This is a genomic window from Streptomyces sp. NPDC052721 (assembly GCF_040678315.1).
GTDB lineage: Bacteria > Actinomycetota > Actinomycetes > Streptomycetales > Streptomycetaceae > Streptomyces.
In genome coordinates this window covers 1-19979 of sequence record NZ_JBFATL010000038.1, presented here as the reverse complement: position 1 = coordinate 19979, position 19979 = coordinate 1, and the positions used below count along the sequence as shown (strand labels likewise).

General features: G+C 72.8%; 21 protein-coding genes and 3 pseudogenes. 16 read left to right on the top strand and 8 right to left on the bottom strand.

Annotated elements, in window-relative coordinates:
- Positions 1-573 precede the first annotated feature (573 nt).
- Complete coding sequence (locus tag AB0L21_RS29645) at positions 574-963, top strand: VOC family protein (protein ID WP_365702759.1); 390 nt, start codon at positions 574-576, stop codon at positions 961-963.
- Between the two features lie 47 nt (positions 964-1010).
- Entirely contained in the window at positions 1011-2090 is a 1080-nt protein-coding gene (locus tag AB0L21_RS29640) for an adenosine deaminase (RefSeq protein WP_365702761.1), read from the top strand.
- On the opposite strand, the gene AB0L21_RS29635 is transcribed toward AB0L21_RS29640, so the two are convergent.
- Positions 2072-2587, bottom strand: a complete 516-nt coding sequence (locus tag AB0L21_RS29635) for a DUF664 domain-containing protein (protein WP_365702763.1) — start codon at positions 2585-2587, stop codon at positions 2072-2074. The two genes, AB0L21_RS29640 and AB0L21_RS29635, sit on opposite strands and share 19 nt — an antisense overlap.
- 159 nt (positions 2588-2746) lie before the next feature.
- Positions 2747-3655 (bottom strand): LysR substrate-binding domain-containing protein, encoded by a 909-nt coding sequence (locus AB0L21_RS29630; RefSeq protein ID WP_365702765.1) that lies wholly within the window; start codon positions 3653-3655, stop codon positions 2747-2749.
- 111 nt (positions 3656-3766) lie between these two features.
- On the opposite strand from AB0L21_RS29630, the gene mgrA reads away from it, so the two are divergent.
- Positions 3767-4759 carry an L-glyceraldehyde 3-phosphate reductase gene (gene mgrA, locus AB0L21_RS29625; RefSeq protein ID WP_365787497.1) on the top strand — a complete coding sequence of 331 codons (993 nt, stop codon included), beginning with the start codon at positions 3767-3769 and terminating at the stop codon, positions 4757-4759.
- Positions 4760-4858: 99 nt separating this feature from the next.
- On the opposite strand, the gene AB0L21_RS29620 is transcribed toward mgrA, so the two are convergent.
- Positions 4859-5242 carry a nuclear transport factor 2 family protein gene (locus tag AB0L21_RS29620; RefSeq protein ID WP_365702767.1) on the bottom strand — a complete coding sequence of 128 codons (384 nt, stop codon included), beginning with the start codon at positions 5240-5242 and terminating at the stop codon, positions 4859-4861.
- Positions 5243-5589: 347 nt separating this feature from the next.
- Here AB0L21_RS29620 and AB0L21_RS29615 point away from each other — a divergent pair, with 347 nt between their 5' ends.
- The 3 genes and pseudogenes from AB0L21_RS29615 to AB0L21_RS29605 all read left to right on the top strand — a co-directional run bounded on the left by AB0L21_RS29615 (position 5590) and on the right by AB0L21_RS29605 (position 7617).
- A complete protein-coding gene (locus AB0L21_RS29615) occupies positions 5590-6000 on the top strand; it encodes a hypothetical protein (protein WP_365702769.1) in 411 nt (136 codons plus the stop codon).
- A gap of 135 nt (positions 6001-6135) precedes the next feature.
- A pseudogene (locus AB0L21_RS29610) lies at positions 6136-6467 on the top strand (hypothetical protein); the annotation flags it as partial.
- 670 nt (positions 6468-7137) lie between these two features.
- Positions 7138-7617 carry an ATP-binding protein gene (locus tag AB0L21_RS29605; RefSeq protein WP_365702771.1) on the top strand — a complete coding sequence of 160 codons (480 nt, stop codon included), beginning with the start codon at positions 7138-7140 and terminating at the stop codon, positions 7615-7617.
- Between the two features lie 54 nt (positions 7618-7671).
- Here AB0L21_RS29605 and AB0L21_RS29600 read toward each other — a convergent pair whose 3' ends face one another.
- Positions 7672-8562: an RNA polymerase sigma factor SigF gene (locus tag AB0L21_RS29600; protein WP_365702870.1), complete on the bottom strand. Its 891-nt coding sequence runs from the start codon at positions 8560-8562 to the stop codon at positions 7672-7674.
- A gap of 264 nt (positions 8563-8826) precedes the next feature.
- Here AB0L21_RS29600 and AB0L21_RS29595 point away from each other — a divergent pair, with 264 nt between their 5' ends.
- On the top strand, positions 8827-9240 hold the full coding sequence (locus AB0L21_RS29595; RefSeq protein ID WP_365702773.1) for a helix-turn-helix transcriptional regulator: 414 nt from the start codon (positions 8827-8829) through the stop codon (positions 9238-9240).
- A gap of 38 nt (positions 9241-9278) precedes the next feature.
- Here AB0L21_RS29595 and AB0L21_RS29590 read toward each other — a convergent pair.
- Positions 9279-9410: pseudogene (locus AB0L21_RS29590) on the bottom strand (epoxide hydrolase); the annotation flags it as partial.
- A 144-nt stretch (positions 9411-9554) separates the two neighbouring features.
- On the opposite strand from AB0L21_RS29590, the gene AB0L21_RS29585 reads away from it, so the two are divergent.
- Positions 9555-10037, top strand: a complete 483-nt coding sequence (locus AB0L21_RS29585) for a VOC family protein (RefSeq protein WP_365702775.1) — start codon at positions 9555-9557, stop codon at positions 10035-10037.
- A gap of 22 nt (positions 10038-10059) precedes the next feature.
- On the opposite strand, the gene AB0L21_RS29580 is transcribed toward AB0L21_RS29585, so the two are convergent.
- Positions 10060-10974, bottom strand: a complete 915-nt coding sequence (locus AB0L21_RS29580) for an aminoglycoside phosphotransferase family protein (RefSeq protein ID WP_365702777.1) — start codon at positions 10972-10974, stop codon at positions 10060-10062.
- Between the two features lie 118 nt (positions 10975-11092).
- Here AB0L21_RS29580 and AB0L21_RS29575 point away from each other — a divergent pair, with 118 nt between their 5' ends.
- Together AB0L21_RS29575 and AB0L21_RS29570 are read left to right on the top strand one after the other, a co-directional pair.
- Complete coding sequence (locus tag AB0L21_RS29575) at positions 11093-11887, top strand: VOC family protein (protein WP_365702779.1); 795 nt, start codon at positions 11093-11095, stop codon at positions 11885-11887.
- Positions 11888-11921: 34 nt separating this feature from the next.
- Entirely contained in the window at positions 11922-12644 is a 723-nt protein-coding gene (locus AB0L21_RS29570; RefSeq protein WP_365702781.1) for a ribonuclease H, read from the top strand.
- On the opposite strand, the gene AB0L21_RS29565 is transcribed toward AB0L21_RS29570, so the two are convergent.
- Both AB0L21_RS29565 and AB0L21_RS29560 read right to left on the bottom strand, forming a co-directional pair.
- Complete coding sequence (locus tag AB0L21_RS29565; protein ID WP_365702783.1) at positions 12645-13466, bottom strand: tyrosinase family protein; 822 nt, start codon at positions 13464-13466, stop codon at positions 12645-12647.
- Between the two features lie 35 nt (positions 13467-13501).
- The gene (locus AB0L21_RS29560) at positions 13502-13879 is read right to left on the bottom strand and encodes a tyrosinase cofactor (RefSeq protein WP_365702785.1); all 378 of its coding nucleotides are present in this window, start codon (positions 13877-13879) and stop codon (positions 13502-13504) included.
- Between the two features lie 333 nt (positions 13880-14212).
- On the opposite strand from AB0L21_RS29560, the gene AB0L21_RS29555 reads away from it, so the two are divergent.
- The 6 genes and pseudogenes from AB0L21_RS29555 to AB0L21_RS29530 all read left to right on the top strand — a co-directional run bounded on the left by AB0L21_RS29555 (position 14213) and on the right by AB0L21_RS29530 (position 19917).
- Positions 14213-15415 carry an FAD-dependent monooxygenase gene (locus AB0L21_RS29555; protein WP_365702872.1) on the top strand — a complete coding sequence of 401 codons (1203 nt, stop codon included), beginning with the start codon at positions 14213-14215 and terminating at the stop codon, positions 15413-15415.
- Positions 15416-15454: 39 nt separating this feature from the next.
- Positions 15455-15988 (top strand): annotated as a pseudogene (locus tag AB0L21_RS29550) (lipase family protein); the annotation flags it as partial.
- A 147-nt stretch (positions 15989-16135) separates the two neighbouring features.
- On the top strand, positions 16136-17608 hold the full coding sequence (locus tag AB0L21_RS29545; RefSeq protein WP_365787495.1) for an MDR family MFS transporter: 1473 nt from the start codon (positions 16136-16138) through the stop codon (positions 17606-17608).
- Positions 17605-18234, top strand: coding sequence for a TetR family transcriptional regulator (locus AB0L21_RS29540; protein ID WP_365787493.1), 630 nt, complete (start codon positions 17605-17607; stop codon positions 18232-18234). The genes AB0L21_RS29545 and AB0L21_RS29540 overlap by 4 nt, the downstream gene beginning before the upstream one ends.
- A 151-nt stretch (positions 18235-18385) precedes the next feature.
- A complete protein-coding gene (locus tag AB0L21_RS29535) occupies positions 18386-19369 on the top strand; it encodes an aldo/keto reductase (protein ID WP_365787491.1) in 984 nt (327 codons plus the stop codon).
- 53 nt (positions 19370-19422) lie between these two features.
- Positions 19423-19917, top strand: a complete 495-nt coding sequence (locus AB0L21_RS29530) for a DUF6328 family protein (protein WP_365702793.1) — start codon at positions 19423-19425, stop codon at positions 19915-19917.
- The last annotated feature ends 62 nt before the right edge of the window (positions 19918-19979 follow it).

The following is a 19979-nucleotide window of genomic DNA, read 5'->3' as shown; positions in this document are numbered from 1 at the left end:
AGGCCTGACTGCGCGTGCGGGACCCTCCGTCTGACGCACAGGGGTCTGCTTACCTGGCCGAGAGGGTGTGAGACCTTCCGTCCGGCGCCGAGTGGTCTGCTCGCCTGGCCGGGAGGGAAGGGTGTGGCTGTGTGGGGTGCGAGCCCCTGCGTCCGGCGCCGAGTGGTCTGCTCGCCTGGCCGGGAGGGAAAGGTCTGGCTGCGTGGCGTGCGAGCCCCTCCGTCCGGCGCCCAGCAGACTGCTCACCCGGCCGCGAGGAAACCGCTGGCGGGGCGCGTGCCGACCCTCGGCGGCGCGCGTGCGCATCCACCTGGCGACCGGCAGGGGCCCTGCCCGGCGAGTCGTGGGGAGCGCTCGGCTGCGCCCTGCGGACCCGCCGGGGGCACATGGGAGTCCCGCTCGGCGACGGTGAACCGCACCCACGAACTCCGCACCCACCCGCATGGGCGCCCCCATGTGCCCCCACCCGGCGCCCTCGCCGACCCCGCCTCGCAACGCGCGTAGACCGAGACTGGCGTCCGGGAAGTTTTACGTATAACCTCACCGGCTAACCACCCCTGCCGGAAGGTCACCATGCGTCGCGTCGCCCTGGTCACCCTCGTCGTGCACGACTACGACGAGGCCATCCGCTTCTACACCGAAGCCCTCGGGTTCCGTCTCGTCGAGGACGCCCCGCGCCCCGACGGCTCGCGCTGGGTCGTCGTGGAGCCCGGGGGCGACGGCCCCGGGCTGCTGCTGGCCCGCGCGAAGGGCGACGAGCAGCGGGCCCGCGTCGGCGACCAGACCGGCGGGCGCGTCGGCTTCTTCCTGCACACCGACGACTTCGCCCGCGACCACGCCCGGATGACCGCCGCCGGCGTGACCTTCCTGGAGGAGCCGCGCCACGAGCCGTACGGCACGGTCGCCGTCTTCCAGGACCTGTACGGCAACCGCTGGGACCTGCTCCAGCCCGCCGGCCACTGATCCACCACCGCACCACCTGCCCGAGGACCCGAGGAAACGAAACGCCCATGACCGCGTCCCGCATCGACACCGAGACCCTCCGCCGGCTCCCCAAGGCCGTCCTGCACGACCACCTCGACGGCGGCCTGCGCCCCGCCACCGTCGTCGAGCTCGCGGCCGCGGTCGGCCACACACTGCCCACCACCGACCCCGACGAGCTGGCCGCCTGGTACGTCGAGGCCGCCAACTCGGGCGACCTGGTCCGGTACATAGCCACGTTCGAGCACACCCTCGCCGTCATGCAGACCCGCGAGGGCCTGCTGCGCACGGCGGAGGAGTACGTCCTCGACCTCGCCGCCGACGGTGTCGTCTACGCCGAGGTCCGCTACGCCCCCGAGCTGAACACGAGCGGCGGGCTCACGATGAGCGAGGTCGTGGAGACCGTGCAGGAAGGTCTCGCCGCCGGTATGGCGAAGGCGGCCGCCGCCGGCACCCCCGTCCGCGTCGGCACCCTGCTGTGCGGCATGCGCATGTTCGACCGCGTCCGCGAGGCCGCCGACCTGGCCGTCGCCTACCGCGACGCGGGCGTCGTCGGCTTCGACATCGCCGGCGCCGAGGACGGCTTCCCGCCGGCCGACCACCTCGACGCCTTCGAGCACCTGCGCCGCGAGAGCGTGCCGTTCACCATCCACGCCGGCGAGGCGCACGGCCTGCCCAGCATCCACCAGGCGGTCCAGGTCTGCGGAGCCCAGCGCATCGGCCACGGTGTCCGCATCACCGAGGACATCCCCGACCTCGCGGCCGGCAAGCTCGGCCGTCTCGCCTCCTGGGTGCGCGACCGCCGTATCGCCCTGGAGATGTGCCCCACCTCCAACCTCCAGACGGGCTGCGCGACGTCGATCGCCGAGCACCCGATCACTGCCCTGAAGGACCTGGGCTTCCGGGTCACCCTGAACACCGACAACCGTCTGGTGTCCGGCACGACCATGACCCGCGAGATGGCCCTGCTCGTGGAGCAGGCGGGCTGGACCGTCGAGGACCTGCGCACCGTCACGGTGAACGCCCTCAAGAGCGCGTTCATCCCGTTCGACGAGCGCAAGGCCCTCATCGAGGACGTGGTCCTGCCGGGTTACGCGCCCGCGCTCTGAAGCAGCCCCCTGAGATAGGCGGCCTGTCCGATGTGCTGAAGGTCGTCGGACAGGACGCTCACCAGGCGCACCCCCAGCGACACCGGGGGGTCCCAGCGTTCGTCCACGATGCGTTCCAGATCCTTGGCGGCCAGCGCGCGCAGGCAGCCGAGGGTCTGTTCGTGGACGGCGTCGTAGTACCCGGTCAGCAGGTCCACCGACGTCACCCGCACCTTCGCGACCTTGGCGGGGGTGTGCGCGTACCCCGTGTCGTGCCGGGGCAGGTCGAGGCCGAAACGCTTCTGCCAGCCCTGCGCGAGCCACACCTGGTCCAGGTCGAAGGCGTCGGCGATGTGGTCGTCCTGCACCCGCGTGAGGTGCCAGACCAGCCAGGCGATGGAGTTGGCGCCGGCGGCCGGGCGCTGGTGCAGCTCGTCCGGGCCGAGGCCGTCGAGGGCGGCATGGACTTCTTCCTGGATGCGGCCGTAGCCGTCGATGAGGACGTCCTTCGCATGCATACCGTCCACCATCGCAAATCACCGACGCTCACGCGCCCGGAACCCGGCTTCCCCGACGGCCCCGACCGCACCCGCCCCGGCGGCCGTCTCCGCGCCACCGGCCGTGAGCCGCCGGGAGGTGACGCCTCGTCGGCTGACGTGAACGGTTCCCGGCCGCCGTCACCGCAGCTCGTCCGAGGGCGCGGCAAGGACCCCCGTTTCGAGCAGGGTGACCAGCGCTCGCGCGGCCGGGCTCGTGGCCCGTTCCGGCGGCAGCAGGGCGACCGTCTCGTACTCCGGCTCGTCCGCGCCCTTCAGCGGGAGCGCCGTGAGCACCGGCCGCTTGTGCCGGAAGTGCCGGGGTACGACGGCGATCCCCAGGTTCTCGTCCACCAGGTCCAGCAGGCTGTGCACGTCGTTGACCTCCAGCGCGACCGTGCGCCGGACGCCGGCCGCGGCGAACGCGGCGTCGGTGGTGCGGCGCGGACCCCAGTCGGGGTGGAAGTCGACGAAGACCTCCCCGGCGAGATCCGCCGGGCCGAGCACGGCCGGGGCGGAGGCCAGGCGGTGGCTCGGGTGGCACAGCACGGTCATGGGCTCGCTGGTCAGTGAGACCGAGCGCAGCTGGTCGCTGTCGGCCTGGGTGCGGTAGGCGAAGGCGAGGTCGAGCCGCCCGGCCGCGACCTCCTCGGCCAGCGCGCCGGAGCCGGCCTGCCGCAGCCGGATCTCCACATCCGGGTGCCGGCCGCGGAAGGCCGCCAGCAGCCGGGCCACGTGCACCCCGGCGATGCACTGCTCGGTGCCGAGGGCCAGTGTGCCCCGCAGCACACCCTGCACCGCGGCCACCGCCTCGTGCGCGGAGCGCACCTGCGCCAGGATCCGTTCGGCCTCCACCAGCAGCGCGCGCCCGGCCTCGGTGAGCGTCACCCGGCGGGTGGTCCGCACGAACAGCGGCGCCCGCAGCTCCCGCTCCAGCGCCCGGATGGACGCCGACAGACCCGACTGGGACACCATCAGGCGTTCGGCGGCCCGGGTGAAATGCTGGTCCTCGGCGACCGCGACGAAGTGCTGGAGATGGCGCAGTTCCATGATTGAGAAGCGTATCCGCTGAATTCCATCGGATTCTTCTGTTGGACCGCTGCCCGCCGCCCGGGGAAGAGTGGCACCGGTAGATCGTGTGCCAACCCCTCTGGAGTCGCGTTGTACACCGCACACCCCGACCGCTACGCCGACATGCCCTACCGGCGCACCGGACGCAGCGGCCTGAAGCTCCCCGCCCTGTCGCTCGGCCTGTGGCACAACTTCGGGCCCGACCGGCCCGTGGAGACCCAGCGGGCCATCCTCCGCCGCGCCTTCGACCTCGGCGTCACCCACTTCGACCTCGCGAACAACTACGGCCCGCCGCCCGGCGCCGCCGAGTCCGCCTTCGGCGAGGCGCTGAAGGCGGACTTCGCCCGTTACCGCGACGAACTGGTGATCTCCACCAAGGCCGGCTACCTGATGTGGCCCGGCCCGTACGGCGAGTGGGGCTCGCGCAAGTACCTGCTGTCCTCGCTCGACCAGAGCCTCACCCGGATGGGCCTGGACTACGTCGACATCTTCTACTCGCACCGCTTCGACCCGGACACTCCCCTGGAGGAGACGATGGGCGCCCTGCACACGGCGGTGCAGCAGGGCAAGGCCCTCTATGTCGGGGTCTCCAACTACTCCGCCGAGCAGACCCGCGAGGCCGCCCGCATCCTCGGCGAGCTGGGCACGCCGCTCCTCATCCACCAGCCCCGCTACTCGATGCTCGACCGGCGCCCCGAGGACCAGGGCCTGCTCGACGCCCTGGACGAGCTCCAGGTCGGCTCCATCGTGTACTCCCCGCTGGAGCAGGGCCTGCTCACCGGCCGCTACCTCGACGGCATCCCCGAGGACTCCCGGGCCGCGAGCGACAGCCCGTTCCTGAACTCGGACGCGGTCACCGAGGACCTGGTCGCCCGGCTGCGCGCGCTGGACGAGATCGCCAAGTCCCGCGGCCAGACCCTGGCCCAGCTCGCCCTCGCCTGGGTGCTGCGCGGCGGCCGGGTGACGTCCGCCCTGGTCGGCGCGAGCAGCCCGCGGCAGATCGAGGACAGCGTCGCGGCCATCGGCAACCTCGACTTCGACGCCGACGAGCTGGCGCGGATCGACGGGATCGTCCGGCCGTAGCACCGGACGGTCCAGGGGGAGCGGCTGCGACGACCGCGGCCGCTCCCTCAGTCGTACCGTCCCCCGTCGCCCTCGCCGAACGTGACGGAACCGGTCTCGTCAGGCGCCCGCCGGTACCCGGTCCAGGAATCCCAGCACCTGCCGGATGCGGCCCTCGTCGTCCAGCGTGACCACGTCGAACCCCGCCACCGGCGCGGAGCCGTCCTTCTGGTTCACCAGCTCCCAGCCGAAGCGCGCGGTGTCGTGGTGGCCGTCGACCGCGCCGAGCGGGCGGAACACGAAACCCGGGAACTGCTCGTGGGCCGCCGCGATCACGGCCGCGATCTGCTCGTGCCCGCGGACGTCCACGAGCGGGTCGGTGTAGCCGCCGTCCTCGGTCCAGGCGGCGGCGACGGCCTTCTCGACGTCCTCCGGCCGGGTGGCGTTCCAGGCCTCGAAGTAACGGGCGACGGCGTTCTCGTGACGGTCGGTGTGCACGGCCATGGTGAAGCATCCTCCATCGAGGTCGTCTCTGCTGGTCAGGTCCCGGATCCGGGGTTCGCCGATCCGGTGTGACCACCATGCGGGAGGAGTGTGCGCCGGGTCGATTACCTCCGGGGTCATGGCGGAGGGGCGACGGCCCGCCTCGTTTCGGCCAGAACAGGCGCTGAATATGCCAGGAGACTGGCCGGAAAGTCATGGTGACAGTGGTTCAGTAGTGAACATACTCGACTGTGAGGACTTCACTTCCAGCGAGGTTCCGATCACGCACCGCACACGGCCGCACCGCGGACGAGCCGCACCGAAAGAGAGGCCAGCCGGCAGGCGAACGACGCGACGGGGGAGTGCGCATGCACGACGAGTTCCTGTGCCATGTCACCGCGTACGGCACCTGCGGGGGGCAGCGCGTCGGCGTGCCCCTGGGCACCTACCGCGCGCCCACCCTGGCCCTCGCCCTGTGGTGGCTGCGCGACCGTGCCAACTGGATCGCCGACCGCCTCGACCCGCGGCCCGAGGCCGGGCACTTCCCGCCGGGCGCGCTCGTCCCGGTCGCGGACACCGTGCCCGACGTGCCGGCCGTCCTGCGCGCGTGGTGCGGCGACCCGGCCCAGCAGGAGCTGGTCGCCGACGAGCTGGCCGCGGGGAGGCTGGTACGGATCGCGACCGGTGACGACACGACCGAGTACGAACTGCTCGCGGAGTCCGTCGACGCGCTGCGCATGCAGCGCACCATCCCGGCCCTTGTCGTACCCGTCGCCTGACCCGCCACCGCCCCGCCCCCGGCGCGGGGCGGCCGAGTGGACGAATCGATAGAATTCAGGCATGCGCGCTGCCCTAGCTGGTGGTGCCGTCCGTGAGGGGGAAGCCGGCAGCCGTGATACGGAAGCGGGCACGCGATGACCGCTCCCGGATTCCGGCCCACGCACCTCGTCCCGCCGCGCGGGATGCCCGCTGGGACCCCCCGGACCCGGCCCGGCCCACGGTGCCCCTGGACCCGCTGCTGCCGGTCCAGCTCGTGGAGCGGCGCGGCGACTGGGGGTACATCCGCTGTGCCAACGGCTGGTCCGCCTGGGTCGACGGCCGCCTCCTCGTCGCCGTACCCGAGGACCCTCCCGCCGCCGACCAGACCGACGGCGCCGCCGATCCTCGGCCCCTGCTGGCCCGTGCCGAGCAGGCGCTGGCCGACCACCGGGCGGCCGTGGAGGACCTGGCGGCCGGCGGCCTGGACGTCCAGCAAGGAGCCGTCGCCGTCCTCGGAGTCGTCCTCGTCGCCGGGGACGACCTCGCCGGAGACCACGTCACCGCCGAGCGAGAAGACTCCGTCGTCGGAGAAGACCCCGTCGTCCGAGAGGACGCCGTCGGAGAAGACGCCGTCGACGGAGAAGACCTCGTCCGAGAAGACCCCGTCGGAGAAGACCCCGGCGACCCGGACTCCGTCGACCGAGAAGACTCCGGAGCCCGCGACCCCGCCGACCAAGCCCTCGTCCTCCGAGCCGTCGGCTCCGGAGCCCGGATCGCCCGGATCGCCCGGATCGCCCGGCTCCCCGGCGACGGAGAGGTCGCCCGTCACGCCGCCGTCCTCGGCCGGTTCCCAGGAGGCGCCCACGTCCGGTCCGGTGGCCCCGGAGACGACCGGTCAGCAGCCGGGGGAGACCACCAGCCGGCAGCCGCAGGAGACCGGCGGGCAGCCGGCGCAGACAGGTCGGCAACCCGCCGAGTCGTGAGCGAGCCGTGAGCCGTCGCCCCGGCCCCTCCCGGCCTCCCGTGGCCGGCGTGCGCCGTGACCCTGGCCACTGTGCGCGGTCGGCGAACGCATCCGGTGGACTGGCGGGCCGGGCTCGGGGTACGAGGACTGGTGCAACAGCGACCGGCCGGACCGGGTTTCCGAGAGAGACAGCATGACCAATCACCTGGGCGGGGCAGTGATACCGACTGGTTTCGACGTACCCGTGGAGCCGCTGCGGCGCGCGGCGCACTACACCGGCGAACCCGGATGCATCGCCGACGCGCGCGCCTTCGCGGCCCAGTTCCTCCAGCAACTGCGCACCGAATGGTGCGCCACCGCCGACGGCCGGGCCGACGGCGAGCTGCTGCTGATGGTGAGCGAACTGGTCACCAACGCCGACCGGCACAGCAACGGCCCCTACATCCTGGAGCTGGAGGGCACGGACACCTCGGTCGCGGTGTCCGTGTACGACAGCAGCACCGCCCTGCCCCGCCGGTACCCGAAGGACCCCGAGCGCGTCGGACGGCACGGGCTGGAGATCGTGCACGCCCTGGCCTCGGAGGTCACCGTCGAGCGGGTGCCCGTGGGCAAACGCGTGCGGGCCGTCTTCCCGCTCCGGCGGAACGGGGACGGCCCGCCCCGGAACGACTGAGACACCGGCACTGCCACGTCGGGCCGACGCCAGGACGCCGGCCCGACCGGGATGTCAGGCGCAGCCGAGTTCGCCGAGCATCCCCTGCCGCAGCCGGGTGATGATCCGCTTGATCAGGCGGGAGACGTGCATCTGGGAGCATCCCAGCCGCTCCCCGATCTCCGCCTGGGTGGCCTCCTCCACGAACCGCAGGTGGATGATCTGCCGGTCACGCTCGCTCAGCTCCGCCATGAGCGGGGCCAGCGCGTGGAAGTCCTCGACGAGCCGCAGCCCCTCCTCCTCCACACCGATGAAGTCGGCGAGCACGGCCTCGCCGTCCTCGGGGCCGTCGCCGGTGAGCGCGGCGTCCAGGGAGGCGGAGTTGTAGCCGTTCGAGGCGATCTGGGCCTCGACCACCTCGTCCTCGGAGATGTTCATCAGCGTGGCCAGTTCGGCGACCGTCGGGTCCCGGTCCAGCCGGCTGGACAGCTCCTCACGCGCCTTGGCCAGCTCCACCCGCAGCTCCTGGAGCCGGCGCGGCACATGGACGGCCCAGGTGGTGTCCCGGAAGAACCGCTTGATCTCGCCGACGATGTACGGCAGCGCGAAGGAGGTGAACTCGACCTCGCGTGCCAGGTCGAACCGGTCGATGGCCTTGATCAGGCCGATCATGCCGGTCTGGACGATGTCCTCCATGTCGTCGCCGCGGCCCCGGAACCGCCCGGCCGCGAACCGCACCAGCGACATGTTCATCTCGATGAGCGTGTTGCGCGCGTACTGGTACTCGTGCGTCCCCTCCTCCAGCTCGGTCAGCCGGCGGAAGAACTGGCGGGACAGCTCCCGTGCGTCCCGCGGGGCGACGGACGCGGGGTCCGCGATGCCAGGCAGTGATCCCTCGCCCGTCCTGTCCTGCTCGGTCTGCTCGACGACCTCTGCTTCCGACCGGATCCCGGCGGCGGTGTTCATTACCTCTCCCACGAAAGTCACGGTTCGACGTCTCCCTGTACGGCGGCTCGGTCGGCCCCGGACACAGGTCGCGTGCCCTGCGGGTACCCGATGTGCGGCGGGTTATTCCTGCCGCGGAGCCGCTCACGGCCCGGGTACCCCCGGTGACGGCGCGCATGCGTCCGTCGCGCCACGGTGGCGCGAAACGGCCGTTCCGGCCCGGGTTTCCCTGAGGGCGGAACGCCGCGCCCTTGTCCCGCACCGTACCGCTCCTAGGCTGACGGGATGAGCAACCCGCTGAGCGAGGAAGCCCGAGTGGTCCCCCTGCGGCCGGCGCCCGTCCGCCCGGACGTGCCGGACGGCGAGCCCGCCCCCCGGGAGCCCCTGTGGCGGGATCTGGTCGGGGAGGTGCTGCGCCGGGAGCGGCAGGCGCAGGAGCGCACGCTCAAGGACGTGGCCGACGCGGCCCGGATCTCGCTGCCGTATCTGTCGGAGGTCGAGCGGGGCCGCAAGGAGGCCTCGTCCGAGGTGCTGGCCGCCGCGGCCCACGCCCTCGGCCTGGGCCTCGGCGACCTGCTGTCGCTGGCGCACGGCGAGCTGGCCCGGCGCACGGCCGAGCGCGACCGGCCCGCCACCGCACTTCATCGGCCCGTCGCCGCGCCGAGCCGGCCGTACCAGGGGCTCTGCCTGGCCGCCTGACCGGTTCGCCCGCCTGACCCGCTGCCCCTGGGGCACTTCTCCCGCAGCTGCCGGAAGGACGCCCGGACGTCGTCCACCAGCAGGTCCGGCTCCTCCATGGCCGCGCAGTGGCCGCCCCGGTCGAACTCCGTCCAGCGCACCGGGTCCTCGGTGCGCTCCGCCTCGTGCCGCCGGCGGATGCCGGAGGGGAGTTCCCTCACCCGTCCGGATGATGAGGCGGGCGGACCGATGAGTTCCGCGCCGGGGAGCGGTCCCCCTGCGTGACGGCGTTCCACGCCCGGTTCCACAGCCACGTTCACGCCCAGGAGGCGCTCATGACCACCGCCGGATTCACCACGTGTCTCTGGTTCGACGGCCACGCGGAGCAGGCCGCGCACTACTACGTGTCCGTCTTCAAGGACGCCGCCATCGGGCGCGTCGTCCGCTGGCCGGAGGGCGGGCCCGGACCGGCCGGCGCGGTGCTGACCGCGGAGTTCACGGCCAACGGCCAGAAGTTCGTCGCTCTCAACGGCGGCCCCGAGTTCACCTTCAACGAGGCGATCTCCTTCCAGATCCTCTGCTCCGGCCAGGAGGAGATCGACCACTACTGGACGAAGCTCACCGAGAACGGCGGCGAGGGCGGACCCTGCGGCTGGCTCAAGGACAGGTACGGCGTCTCCTGGCAGGTCGTCTACGCCCCGCTGCTCGACATGATCGCCGACCCGGACCCGGAGAAGGCGGTGCGCGCCACCCAGGCCATGATGGGCATGGGCAAGCTGGACGCCGCCGCGCTGGAGAGGGCGTACGCGGGCGAGTAGCGGGATGTCCGGCCGACCGCCGTCACCGTCGCCCGGCCTCGGAGAGGATCTCGGCGATCACATGCCGGGAGTTCTCCGCCAGGGCCGGGTTGGTGCGCCAGTAGTACGGCAGCTGGATCAGCGAGATCGACAGCGCCCAGCCCCGCCCCCGCGCCCACTCCGCGTCGTCGGCGCCGACAGCCTCGCGGAAGGTGTCCCGGGCGGACGCGGGCAGCAGGTTCCAGGCCACGATCAGGTCCACGGCCGGGTCGCCGACGCCGGCACAGCCGAAGTCGATGACCGCGCTCAGCCGGTCCCCGTCGACCAGCACGTTCCCCGGGGAGAGATCCCCGTGCGCCCAGGCCGGCGGACCGGAGTGGGCCGGGGCCCGCAGCGCCTCCTCCCACAGGGCCGTCACGGCCGCCGTGTCGATCCGGTCGGTGAGACCGGTGAGCCGCGCCAGCGCGGCCCGGGTCGGCTCGTCCCGGGTGGCGAGCGGCACACCCCGGGAGCCGGGCGGCCCGTCGTGCGGGTCGATCCGCCGCAGCGCCGCCACGAACGCCCCGAGCCGCTCGGCCAGGCGCTCCGGCTCCGCGACGGCACCGGCGACCGGGTTCCGTCCGTCCAGCCAGCGGTACACCGACCACGGCCACGGGAAGCCCTCGTCGGGCGTGCCGAGCCCGGCCGGCTCCGGCGTGGCCACCGGCAGCAGCGGGCCGAGACGGGGCAGCCAGCGCTGCTCGTGCGCCACGTCGGCGACGGCGCCGGGGTGCCGGGGGAGCCGTACCACCAGGCCGGTGCCCAGGCGGAACATGGCGTTCTCCGTGCCGGAGGAGTCCAGGCGCCGCACGGGCAGCGCCGCCCACCCGGGAAACTGCCGGGCGATCAGCCGGCCGACCAGCGGCGGGTCGGTGCCGACCTCGCCCTCACGCATCCTGACCGTGTTCACCGGGCTCATCACAGCGGAGCGCGGGCCTCGCTGTCGACCGAATTCCGGGGTCCGGCTCGGCGCGCGGGCCGGACCCCGGATGGCTAGCGTGAACAAACGGACACATCACCTCAGGAGGGCCGCCAGCATGGCCGTGCAACCCGAAGGAACGCCCTGTTGGGCCGATGCGATGTTCAGTGACGTCGAGGGAGCCAAGCGGTTCTACGGCGACGTCCTCGGCTGGACCTTCGGCGAGTCGTCGTCGGAGTACGGCAACTACACCCAGGCCTACGTGGACGGCAAGGCCGTCGCGGCGGTCGTCCCGCCCATGCCCGGTCAGGAGGGGCAGTCGCAGTGGTGCCTGTACTTCGCCTCGCCGGACGCCGCGGCCACCGCGGAGAAGATCCGCGAGAACGGCGGCGAGGTGCTGATGGAGCCGATGCAGGTCGGTGAGTTCGGCACGATGTGTCTGGCCCGGGAGCCCAGCGGAGCCGTGTTCGGCGTGTGGCAGGCGGGCACCCACGAGGGGTTCGAGGCCACGGCCACGCCCGGCGCCTACTGCTGGGCCGAGGTCTTCACCAGGGAGCCGGAGCAGGCGGACGCCTTCCTCTCCGCGGTCTTCCCGTACCGGATGAAGGAGATCGAGGACGACGCGGTGGACTTCCGGATGTTCGACGTCGGCGAGGACACCGTCCTCGGCCGGATGCGGATGACCGACGACTTCCCGCCCGAGGTGCCGTCGTACATCAACGTCTACTTCACCGTCGACGACTGCGACGCGGCCGTCGACCGGGCCGTCAAGCTCGGCGGGATCCTCCGCTTCGGGCCCATGAGCAGCCCCTTCGGCCGGTTCGCGGCGCTCAGCGACCCGCAGGGCGCGAACTTCTCGGTGATCGACATCACCACCACCGAGGGCGAGATGCCGAAGGTCAAGGACGTCTGACCGGTCCCGGAACAGCGCTCCGCACGGCCATGGCATGATCGGGCACATGCGTGAACGTGTGGTGGCCGCGTGCGACGGGGCTTCGAAGGGAAACCCCGGACCGGCCGGATGGGCGTGGGTGGTCTCGGACGACGACGAGCGGACCCCCGCCCGCTGGGCGGCGGGCCCGCTCGGCCGGGCCACCAACAACGTCGCCGAACTGACGGCCCTGGAGCGGCTGCTCACGGCCGTCGACGCGGACGTGCCGCTGGAGATCCGGATGGACTCCCAGTACGCGATGAAGGCCGTCACCACCTGGCTGCCCGGCTGGAAGCGCAACGGCTGGAAGACCGCCGCCGGCAAGCCCGTCGCCAACCAGGACCTGGTGGTCCGCATCGACGAACTGCTCGGCGGCCGGTCCGTCGAGTTCCGCTACGTCCCCGCCCACCAGGTCGACGGCGACCCGCTGAACGACTTCGCCGACCGCGCCGCCAGCCAGGCGGCCTCCGTCCAGGAAGCGGCCGGCAGCGCGCTCGGCTCGCCGGAGCCCCCGCCGTCGCCCGACACCCCGGCGGGGGCCGGGGCGGCGCGCGGGAAGGCGCCCCGCCGCACCGGCGGCGCCGCGTCCCCACGCACCGGCGGCGCCGCGTCCGCCCGCACCATCAAGGCGAAGTTCCCCGGCCGCTGCCCGTGCGGCCGGTCCTACGCGGCCGGCGAGAAGATCGCCAAGAACGCGCAGGGCTGGGGCCACCCGGAGTGCCGCACCGCCGAGGCCTGATCAGGCGTCGAACGTGTAGTACCGGGTGTGGTCCAGCAGGTCCGCCGGGCGCACGGTGTTCCACGGCTTCATCGTGTCGTTCAGGTCCACCACGTCCGGTGTGCCGCCCGTCGGCACATAGGCGGCGCCCGGGTGCCGCCGCTGCCACTCGGACCACAGCTTGTCGACATAGGCGTGGTGCAGCCAGAACACCGGGTCGTTGGGGGAGACCCCGGTGGCCATCTGCCCGCCGACCCACACGTGGACGCGGTTGTGCAGGTTGACCCCGCGCCAGCCCTCCAGGTGGTTGCGGAAGCCGTCCGAGGCGCTGTTGTACGGCGCCATGTCGTACGTCGCGATCGACAGCACCGACTCCACCTCGGCACGCGTCGGCAGTTCCCGCACGCTCGTGCCGAGGGAACGGCGCAGGAACGTACGGCCGTCGACCCGTACGTTGATCGGCCAGTTGCCGGTGGACGCGGCGAACGGGCCGTCCATCACCCGGCCGTCGGTGCCGCGCCCGGTGCCGCCGAGGAAGTCCGGCGCCCACAGCGAGGCCCGCACCGTGCGGTCGCTGCTCCAGTCCCAGTAGGGCAGGGCGACCGAGGAGTCCACGGACTGCAGCGCCTGCTCGAAGTCGAGCAGGAATCTGCGGTGCCATGGCAGGAAGGAGGGGGAGCGGTGGCCGGTCCGCTCGCCGCTGTCGGTGTCCGCCATGATGAACTCGTTGTGCGTGCGGACGAACTCGTCGTAGCGCCCGCTGTGCTTGAGTTCGAGGACGGCGGCGACGAACCGGCGCTTCTCGTCGGCGGTCAGGGTGGCCTGGTTCTTGCGTACGGTCATGGTGCGCGGTGCTCCGGAGGTCCTTGCGGGGGCGGTCAGTTGGCGGGGAACGGCAGCAGTGGCGCGCCTTGCAGCTCGTCCACCGCGGCACGGGCGGCGGCACGAGGGGTGGCCACCGGGGCGTAGTGGCTGACGACGCTGATCCAGCTGCCGTCGGCGTTGCGCATCACGTGCAGCCGCACGCCGTCGACGAACACCGCGTAGTCGCCGCCGTGTTCGTGGTGGTGTCCGCCGCCGCTCGCCGGACGGCCCTGTATCCGGCGGCCCTTGTAGACCTCGTCGAAGGAGTCGGGCGTGGCGGGCGCGTGGTGGCCGGCGGCCGTCGCGGCGGGTGCGGCGAGGGTGGCGGCCGAGGCCGCCGCGGCGACGGCGGCTGCCACGGTGAGGGCGCGGCGCCGGGTGATGTCGGGCATGCGGGTCCTCCTGAGGAGTGGTCCGGTGGGTGACGACGCATGCCTATCGGGACGTCAGGGAGCGGAAGAAATCGGTCGGAACCGGTTGGCTGTGATCCGGACAATCAGTTACATGTCGTACAGTGTTGAACTAGGATGATCTTGGTGTGGCGGTGTCCCGATCCGCCCCGGAACGGGGAATTCCTTGCCGGGCCGACCGGATCTCCGGTGATCCTTTGCGGCTGCCGTCCGTCCGAGTGGCGCGGCTCACCACGCCAGACTGACGCGATCGGGCATGCCCTCACCCTGCTACCCTCCGGTTCCGATCGACTACGTCCGGTGACTGTCAGGGGTGTGCGCGTGAAGGTCGTCTGTGTCGGAGGCGGGCCCGCAGGTCTGTACCTCGCCATCCTGCTCAAACGGCAGGACCCCTCCCATGACATCACCGTCCACGAACGCAGCCCGCAGGGCTCCACCTACGGCTGGGGCGTGACGTACTGGCGCGGCCTCCTCGACAAGCTCCAGGCCCACGACCCCGCTTCGGCGCGGGCGATCGAGGAGCACTCCGTCCGCTGGAGCGACGGCGTCGCCCACGTACGGGACCTGACGACCCGGCACCACGGCGACGAGGGCTTCGGCATCGGCCGCCACCGCCTGCTCGACCTGCTCGCCGGCCGGGCAGGCGCCCTGGGCGTCCGCCTGGAGTACGAGAGCGAACTCACCGACCCGCCCGCCGACGCCGACCTCGTCGTCGCGGCCGACGGCGTGCACAGCGCCCTGCGCACCCGCCGGGCCGGCCACTTCGGCACCCGGATCACCGTGGGCCGCAACCCCTACATCTGGCTCGGCACCAGCAAGGTCTTCGACGCCTTCACCTTCGCCTTCACCGAGACCGCGCACGGCTGGATCTGGGCCTACGGCTACGGCTACAGCGGCGACCACAGCACCTGTGTCGTCGAGTGCTCCCCGGAGACCTTCACCGGCCTCGGCCTGGACCGGGCCGACGAGGGCGAGAGCCTCGCCCTGCTGGAGAAACTCTTCGCCGGTGTCCTCGACGGCCACCCCCTGACCGCCCGCTCCGGCGCCTCCTGGCTGACCTTCCGCACCCTCACCAACGAGACCTGGCACGACGGCAACCTGGTCCTGCTCGGCGACGCGGCCCACACCACCCACTACTCCATCGGCGCCGGCACCACCCTCGCCCTGGAGGACGCCATGTGTCTCGCCGGCGCCCTGCGTGAACACACCGCCCTGCCCGACGCCCTCGCCGCCTATCAGCGCCGGCGCCAGGCCGAGCTGCTGTCCGTGCAGAGCGCGGCCCGCCACAGCGCCCAGTGGTACGAGAACCTGCCCCGCTACATCCACCTCCCTCCGCACCGGATGTTCGCCCTGCTCGGCCAGCGCCACTCGCCATTGCTGCCGTACGTCCCGCCGCAGCTGTACTACGGCCTGGACAAGGCGGCCGGACGGCTGGAGGCTCTGCGCCGGCTCAAGCGCTGGCTCGGCCCGCGCGCCGCCCGCGCCCTGCACGCCCGGGCCACGGCCCGCCGGGGCTAGCCACTGCCTCCCGCCCTCCCGAGGAGGCGCGCCTACCGGCTGGCCCGCGCGGCCGGCCTGGCCTACCGGGAACAGGCCGCCCAGTGGGGCTTCGAGGAGGTGCGGCACCACCACACCCGGTTCACCCCGCCCTTCCCGCTCCAGGACGCCCAGGCCCGCACCCTGGCGAGTGACCGGATGATCGTCACCGCGTTCCGCGGCACCGAGCCCGGCCGGATCAAGGACTGGCTCTCCGACGCCACCACCCCGCCCCGGCCCGGGCCCGGCGGCCACGGCCACGTCCACCACGGCTTCGCCGAGGCCCTCGCATCGGTCCACCCGGCGGTCCACGACACCCTCACCGAGCCGCGCACCGACGGCCAGGCCGTCCACTTCACCGGGCACAGCCTCGGCGGAGCGCTCGCGATGCCGGCCGGCGCCCGCCTCTACCTGGAGGAGCCGCACCTGGCCGCGGACGGCGTCTGCGCCTACGGCCGGCCCCGCACCTGCGACCGGCTGCCGGCCGAGGCGTTCCACGAGGGATTCGGCGGCCGGATGTACCGCTTCGCCAACAACGACGACATCGTCGCCCAGGGAGCAGAACCTGGCCTGAGCCGCGGCCTTCCCGCATCCGGTCGTCGCGGCCTCCCCGTTCGGAGCAGGAAACGTTGGTGAATTCCCATTCACTGGATAAGGTGAATGAGTATTCACCTCGTCACCGTGCCGCCCGCAGGAGCGCCGATGGACCAGCCGGCACCGACATCCCCGTCGTCCCGGCTGCGTGACCGGCTGACCATTCCGGTCCTGGCGTCCGGTGGCATCCTCATGGCGGTCATGCAGACCGTGGTCGTCCCGCTCCTGCCCGACCTGCCCCGGCTCACCGGCGCGTCGGCCGCCACCGTCTCCTGGACGGTCACCGCGACCCTGCTCTCCGGCGCCGTCCTCACCCCCGTCCTCGGCCGGGCCGGCGACATGTACGGCAAGCGCCGGGTGCTCACCGCCGCGCTCGGCCTGATGACCGTCGGCTCCGTGATGTGCGCGCTCTCCTCCGACATCGGCGTGCTCATCGCCGCCCGCGCGCTCCAGGGCGCCGCCGCTTCCGTGGTCCCGCTGTCCATCAGCATCCTGCGCGACGAACTCCCGCCGGAGCGGCGGGGTTCGGCGGTGGCGCTGATGAGTGCCACCGTCGGCGTCGGCGCCGCGCTCGGCCTGCCGCTCGCCGCGCTGGTCGTGCAGTACGCCGACTGGCACACCATGTTCTGGCTGACCAGCGCCCTCGGCGCGGCGGGCGTCACGGCGACCTGGTGGGCGGTGAAGGAGTCACCGCTGCGGGAACCCGGCCGGTTCGACGTCCCCGGCGCCCTCGGCCTCGCCGCCGGGCTGGTCTGCCTGCTGCTCGGCGTCTCCCAGGGCGGCACCTGGGGCTGGGGGAGCGCACGGGTCCTCGGACTGTTCCTCGGGGCGGTCGTCGTGCTCGCCCTGTGGTGCCGGCAGCAGCTGCGCACCGCACGGCCGCTGGTCGACCTGCGGCTGGTCACCCGGCCGCGGGTGGGCCTGTCCCATGTCGCGGCCCTGCTGACCGGGTTCGCCTTCTACGCCAACTCCCTGGTCACCGCCCAGCTGGTGCAGGCACCGAAGGCCACCGGGTACGGCCTCGGGCTGTCCATCGTCGCCACCGGGCTCTGCCTGCTGCCCGGCGGCGTCACCATGCTGCTGTTCTCCCCGCTGTCGGCGCGCATCTCCGCCGCGCGCGGCCCCCGGATCACGCTCGCGCTGGGCGCCGCCCTCATCGCCTGCGGGTACGCGCTGCGCATCGCCGACAGCCGCGACCTGTGGATGATCGTCCTGGGCGCCACCGTGGTGGCGACCGGCACCACGCTCGCCTACTCCGCGCTGCCGACCCTCATCCTGCGCACCGTACCGGCCGCCCAGACCGCCTCCGCCAACGGCGTCAACGTCCTCATGCGGACCATCGGCCAGGCCGTCTCCAGCGCGGCCGTCGCCGCCGTCCTCGTCCACCACAGCAGCCCCCTCGGCGGCGTCCCCGTGCCCAGCCTCCACGGCTACCAGCTCGCCTTCGCCCTGGCGGGTACCGTCGCCCTCGCGGCCTGCGCGGCGGCGCTGTCCATCCCCGGCGACGGCCCCACGCCAGGCACCCGGCGGGCTCCGAGCGGCACCCCGGGCGCCCGCGACGAGGCGATGGAGGGAGCATGAGGACCATGACCACGCCACCCGGTCAGGCGTCCGCCCCCGCACGCCGGGACGCCGAGGCCACCAAGGCCGCCATCCTGAAGGCCGCCCGCCACCTCCTGGCCCGGCACGCGCACGCCGACATCACCCTCAAGGCCGTCGCCGAGCGTGCCGGGGTGAGCCCGCCGCTGATCCTGAAGTACTTCGGCAACAAGGACGCCCTGTTCGCCCGCGTGATGTCCTTCGACACCGACGCCGACGCCCTGCTGGACGCGCCACTGGACGCACTCGGCCGGCACATGGTCCGGCACGTCGTGTCCAGCCAGCGCGAGCGCGGCGCCGACCCGCTGCTGCGCATCGCCTTCGCCCCGCTGCACGGCGACCACGGCGACGTCCTGCGCGCCAACTTCCGCGCCCAGGTCACCGAACGCCTCGCCGCCCGGCTCACCGGCCCCGACGCGGGCCTGCGCGCCGAACTCGCCGTCGCCGCCCTGGTCGGCCTCGGCGTCATGTACGGCATCGCCCGCGGCCCCCACGTGTGCGACACCGACGCCGACGCCCTCGCCGACCGCTACGGGCCCGCCGTGCAGACGCAGCTGACACCCGGTGCCGGCCGGCAGGACCCGGCCGGGGCGGACCCTCGACGGTGATCTCGCCGAGCGGTCGCGGCAGGCCGTGCGGCAGAGGTTCATCTCGTCGCAAGCCCCGGGGAGTTCCGCCGAGGCCACCGCTGGGTCGGCGGCGGCCGGCACCGGGACGGCCGCCGACGCGGGACCCCGCACCGGATGACAGACTGACGCCATGGACGAACGCGTAATCGGCAGGTCGGGTCAGTGGGCATCGGTGGTCGGACTCGGCACGTGGCAGCTGGGCGCCGACTGGGGCGACGTGGACGACAAGGAGGCGCTGTCCGTCCTGGAGGTGGCGGCCGAGGCCGGGGTGACCTTCTTCGACACGGCCGACGTGTACGGCGACGGGCGCAGCGAGGCCACCATCGCCTCGTTCCTGCGCGGCCGGCCCGATCTGCACGTGCTGGTGGCCACCAAGATGGGCCGCCGGGTCGAACAGATCCCGGAGAACTACGTCCTGGACAACTTCCGCGCCTGGAACGACCGCTCGCGCCGCAACCTCGGCGTCGACCGCGTCGACCTGGTGCAGCTGCACTGCCCGCCCACCCCGGTCTACTCCTCGGACGCGGTGTTCGACGCCCTGGACACCCTGGTCGAGGAGGAGCGGATCGCCGCCTACGGCGTGAGCGTGGAGACCTGCGCGGAGGCGCTCACCGCCATCGCCCGGCCGAACGTGGCGAGCGTGCAGATCATCCTCAACCCGTTCCGGATGAAGCCCCTGTACGAGGTGCTGCCCGCCGCCCGCGCGGCCGGCGTCGGCATCATCGCGCGCGTGCCGCTCGCCTCCGGGCTGCTGTCGGGCAAGTACACGAAGGACACGGTGTTCGCGGCCAACGACCACCGCACCTACAACCGGCACGGCGAGGCCTTCGACCAGGGCGAGACCTTCTCCGGCGTCGACTACGAGACGGGCGTCGAGGCCGCCGCCGAGTTCGCCGCGCTCGCCCCGGAGGGGTACACCCCGGCCCAGCTGGCGCTGCGCTGGATCATCGAGCAGGACGGCGTGACCACGGTGATCCCGGGCGCCCGCAACCCCGGGCAGGCCCGCGCCAACGCCGCCGCGGCCAAGCTGCCGCCGCTGCCGCCGGAGACGTTCACCGCGATCCGCGAGCTGTACGAACGCCGGATCAAGGACCAGGTCGAGCACCGCTGGTAGCCGCGGGCACGCGGACCGTTTGAAGCGACGGCGGGGCGGTTACACGCAACCGCATGACGGAGGCAGGACAGCGCAGGGGCCGGAACGAGACCGAGGAGGAGCGGGCCGACCGGATGTGGGGCGAGCTCATCCAGGAGGTCCGGGTCGCCCAGACGGGAGTGCAGATCCTGTTCGGTTTCCTGCTGACCGTCGTCTTCCAGCCGAAGTACGTACAGCTCACCACCACCGACCAGGCCATCTACATCGTGACGGTCGTCCTGGGCGCCTGCGCGACCGGCGCCCTCATCGGACCGGTGTCCCTGCACCGCCTGGTCTCCGGCCGCCGGGTCAAGCCGCAGGCGGTCCGGCTCGCGTCCCGGATGACCTTCGTCGGCCTGGTGCTGCTGCTCGCCACGATGACGTCGTCCCTGCTGCTGATCCTCCGGGTGGCCACCCACGACAGCTATGTGCCCTACCTGGTGGCGGCCGTCGTCGCCTGGTACCTGCTGTGCTGGTACGGCCTGCCGCTGTGGGCCCGCCGACGGCACACCTCCCGGAGGGACCGCTAGGTCCTGTCGTCAAACTCCCGTCGTCCGCCCGGAGCGCGGCGCAAGGGCGTTTTTAGACACGC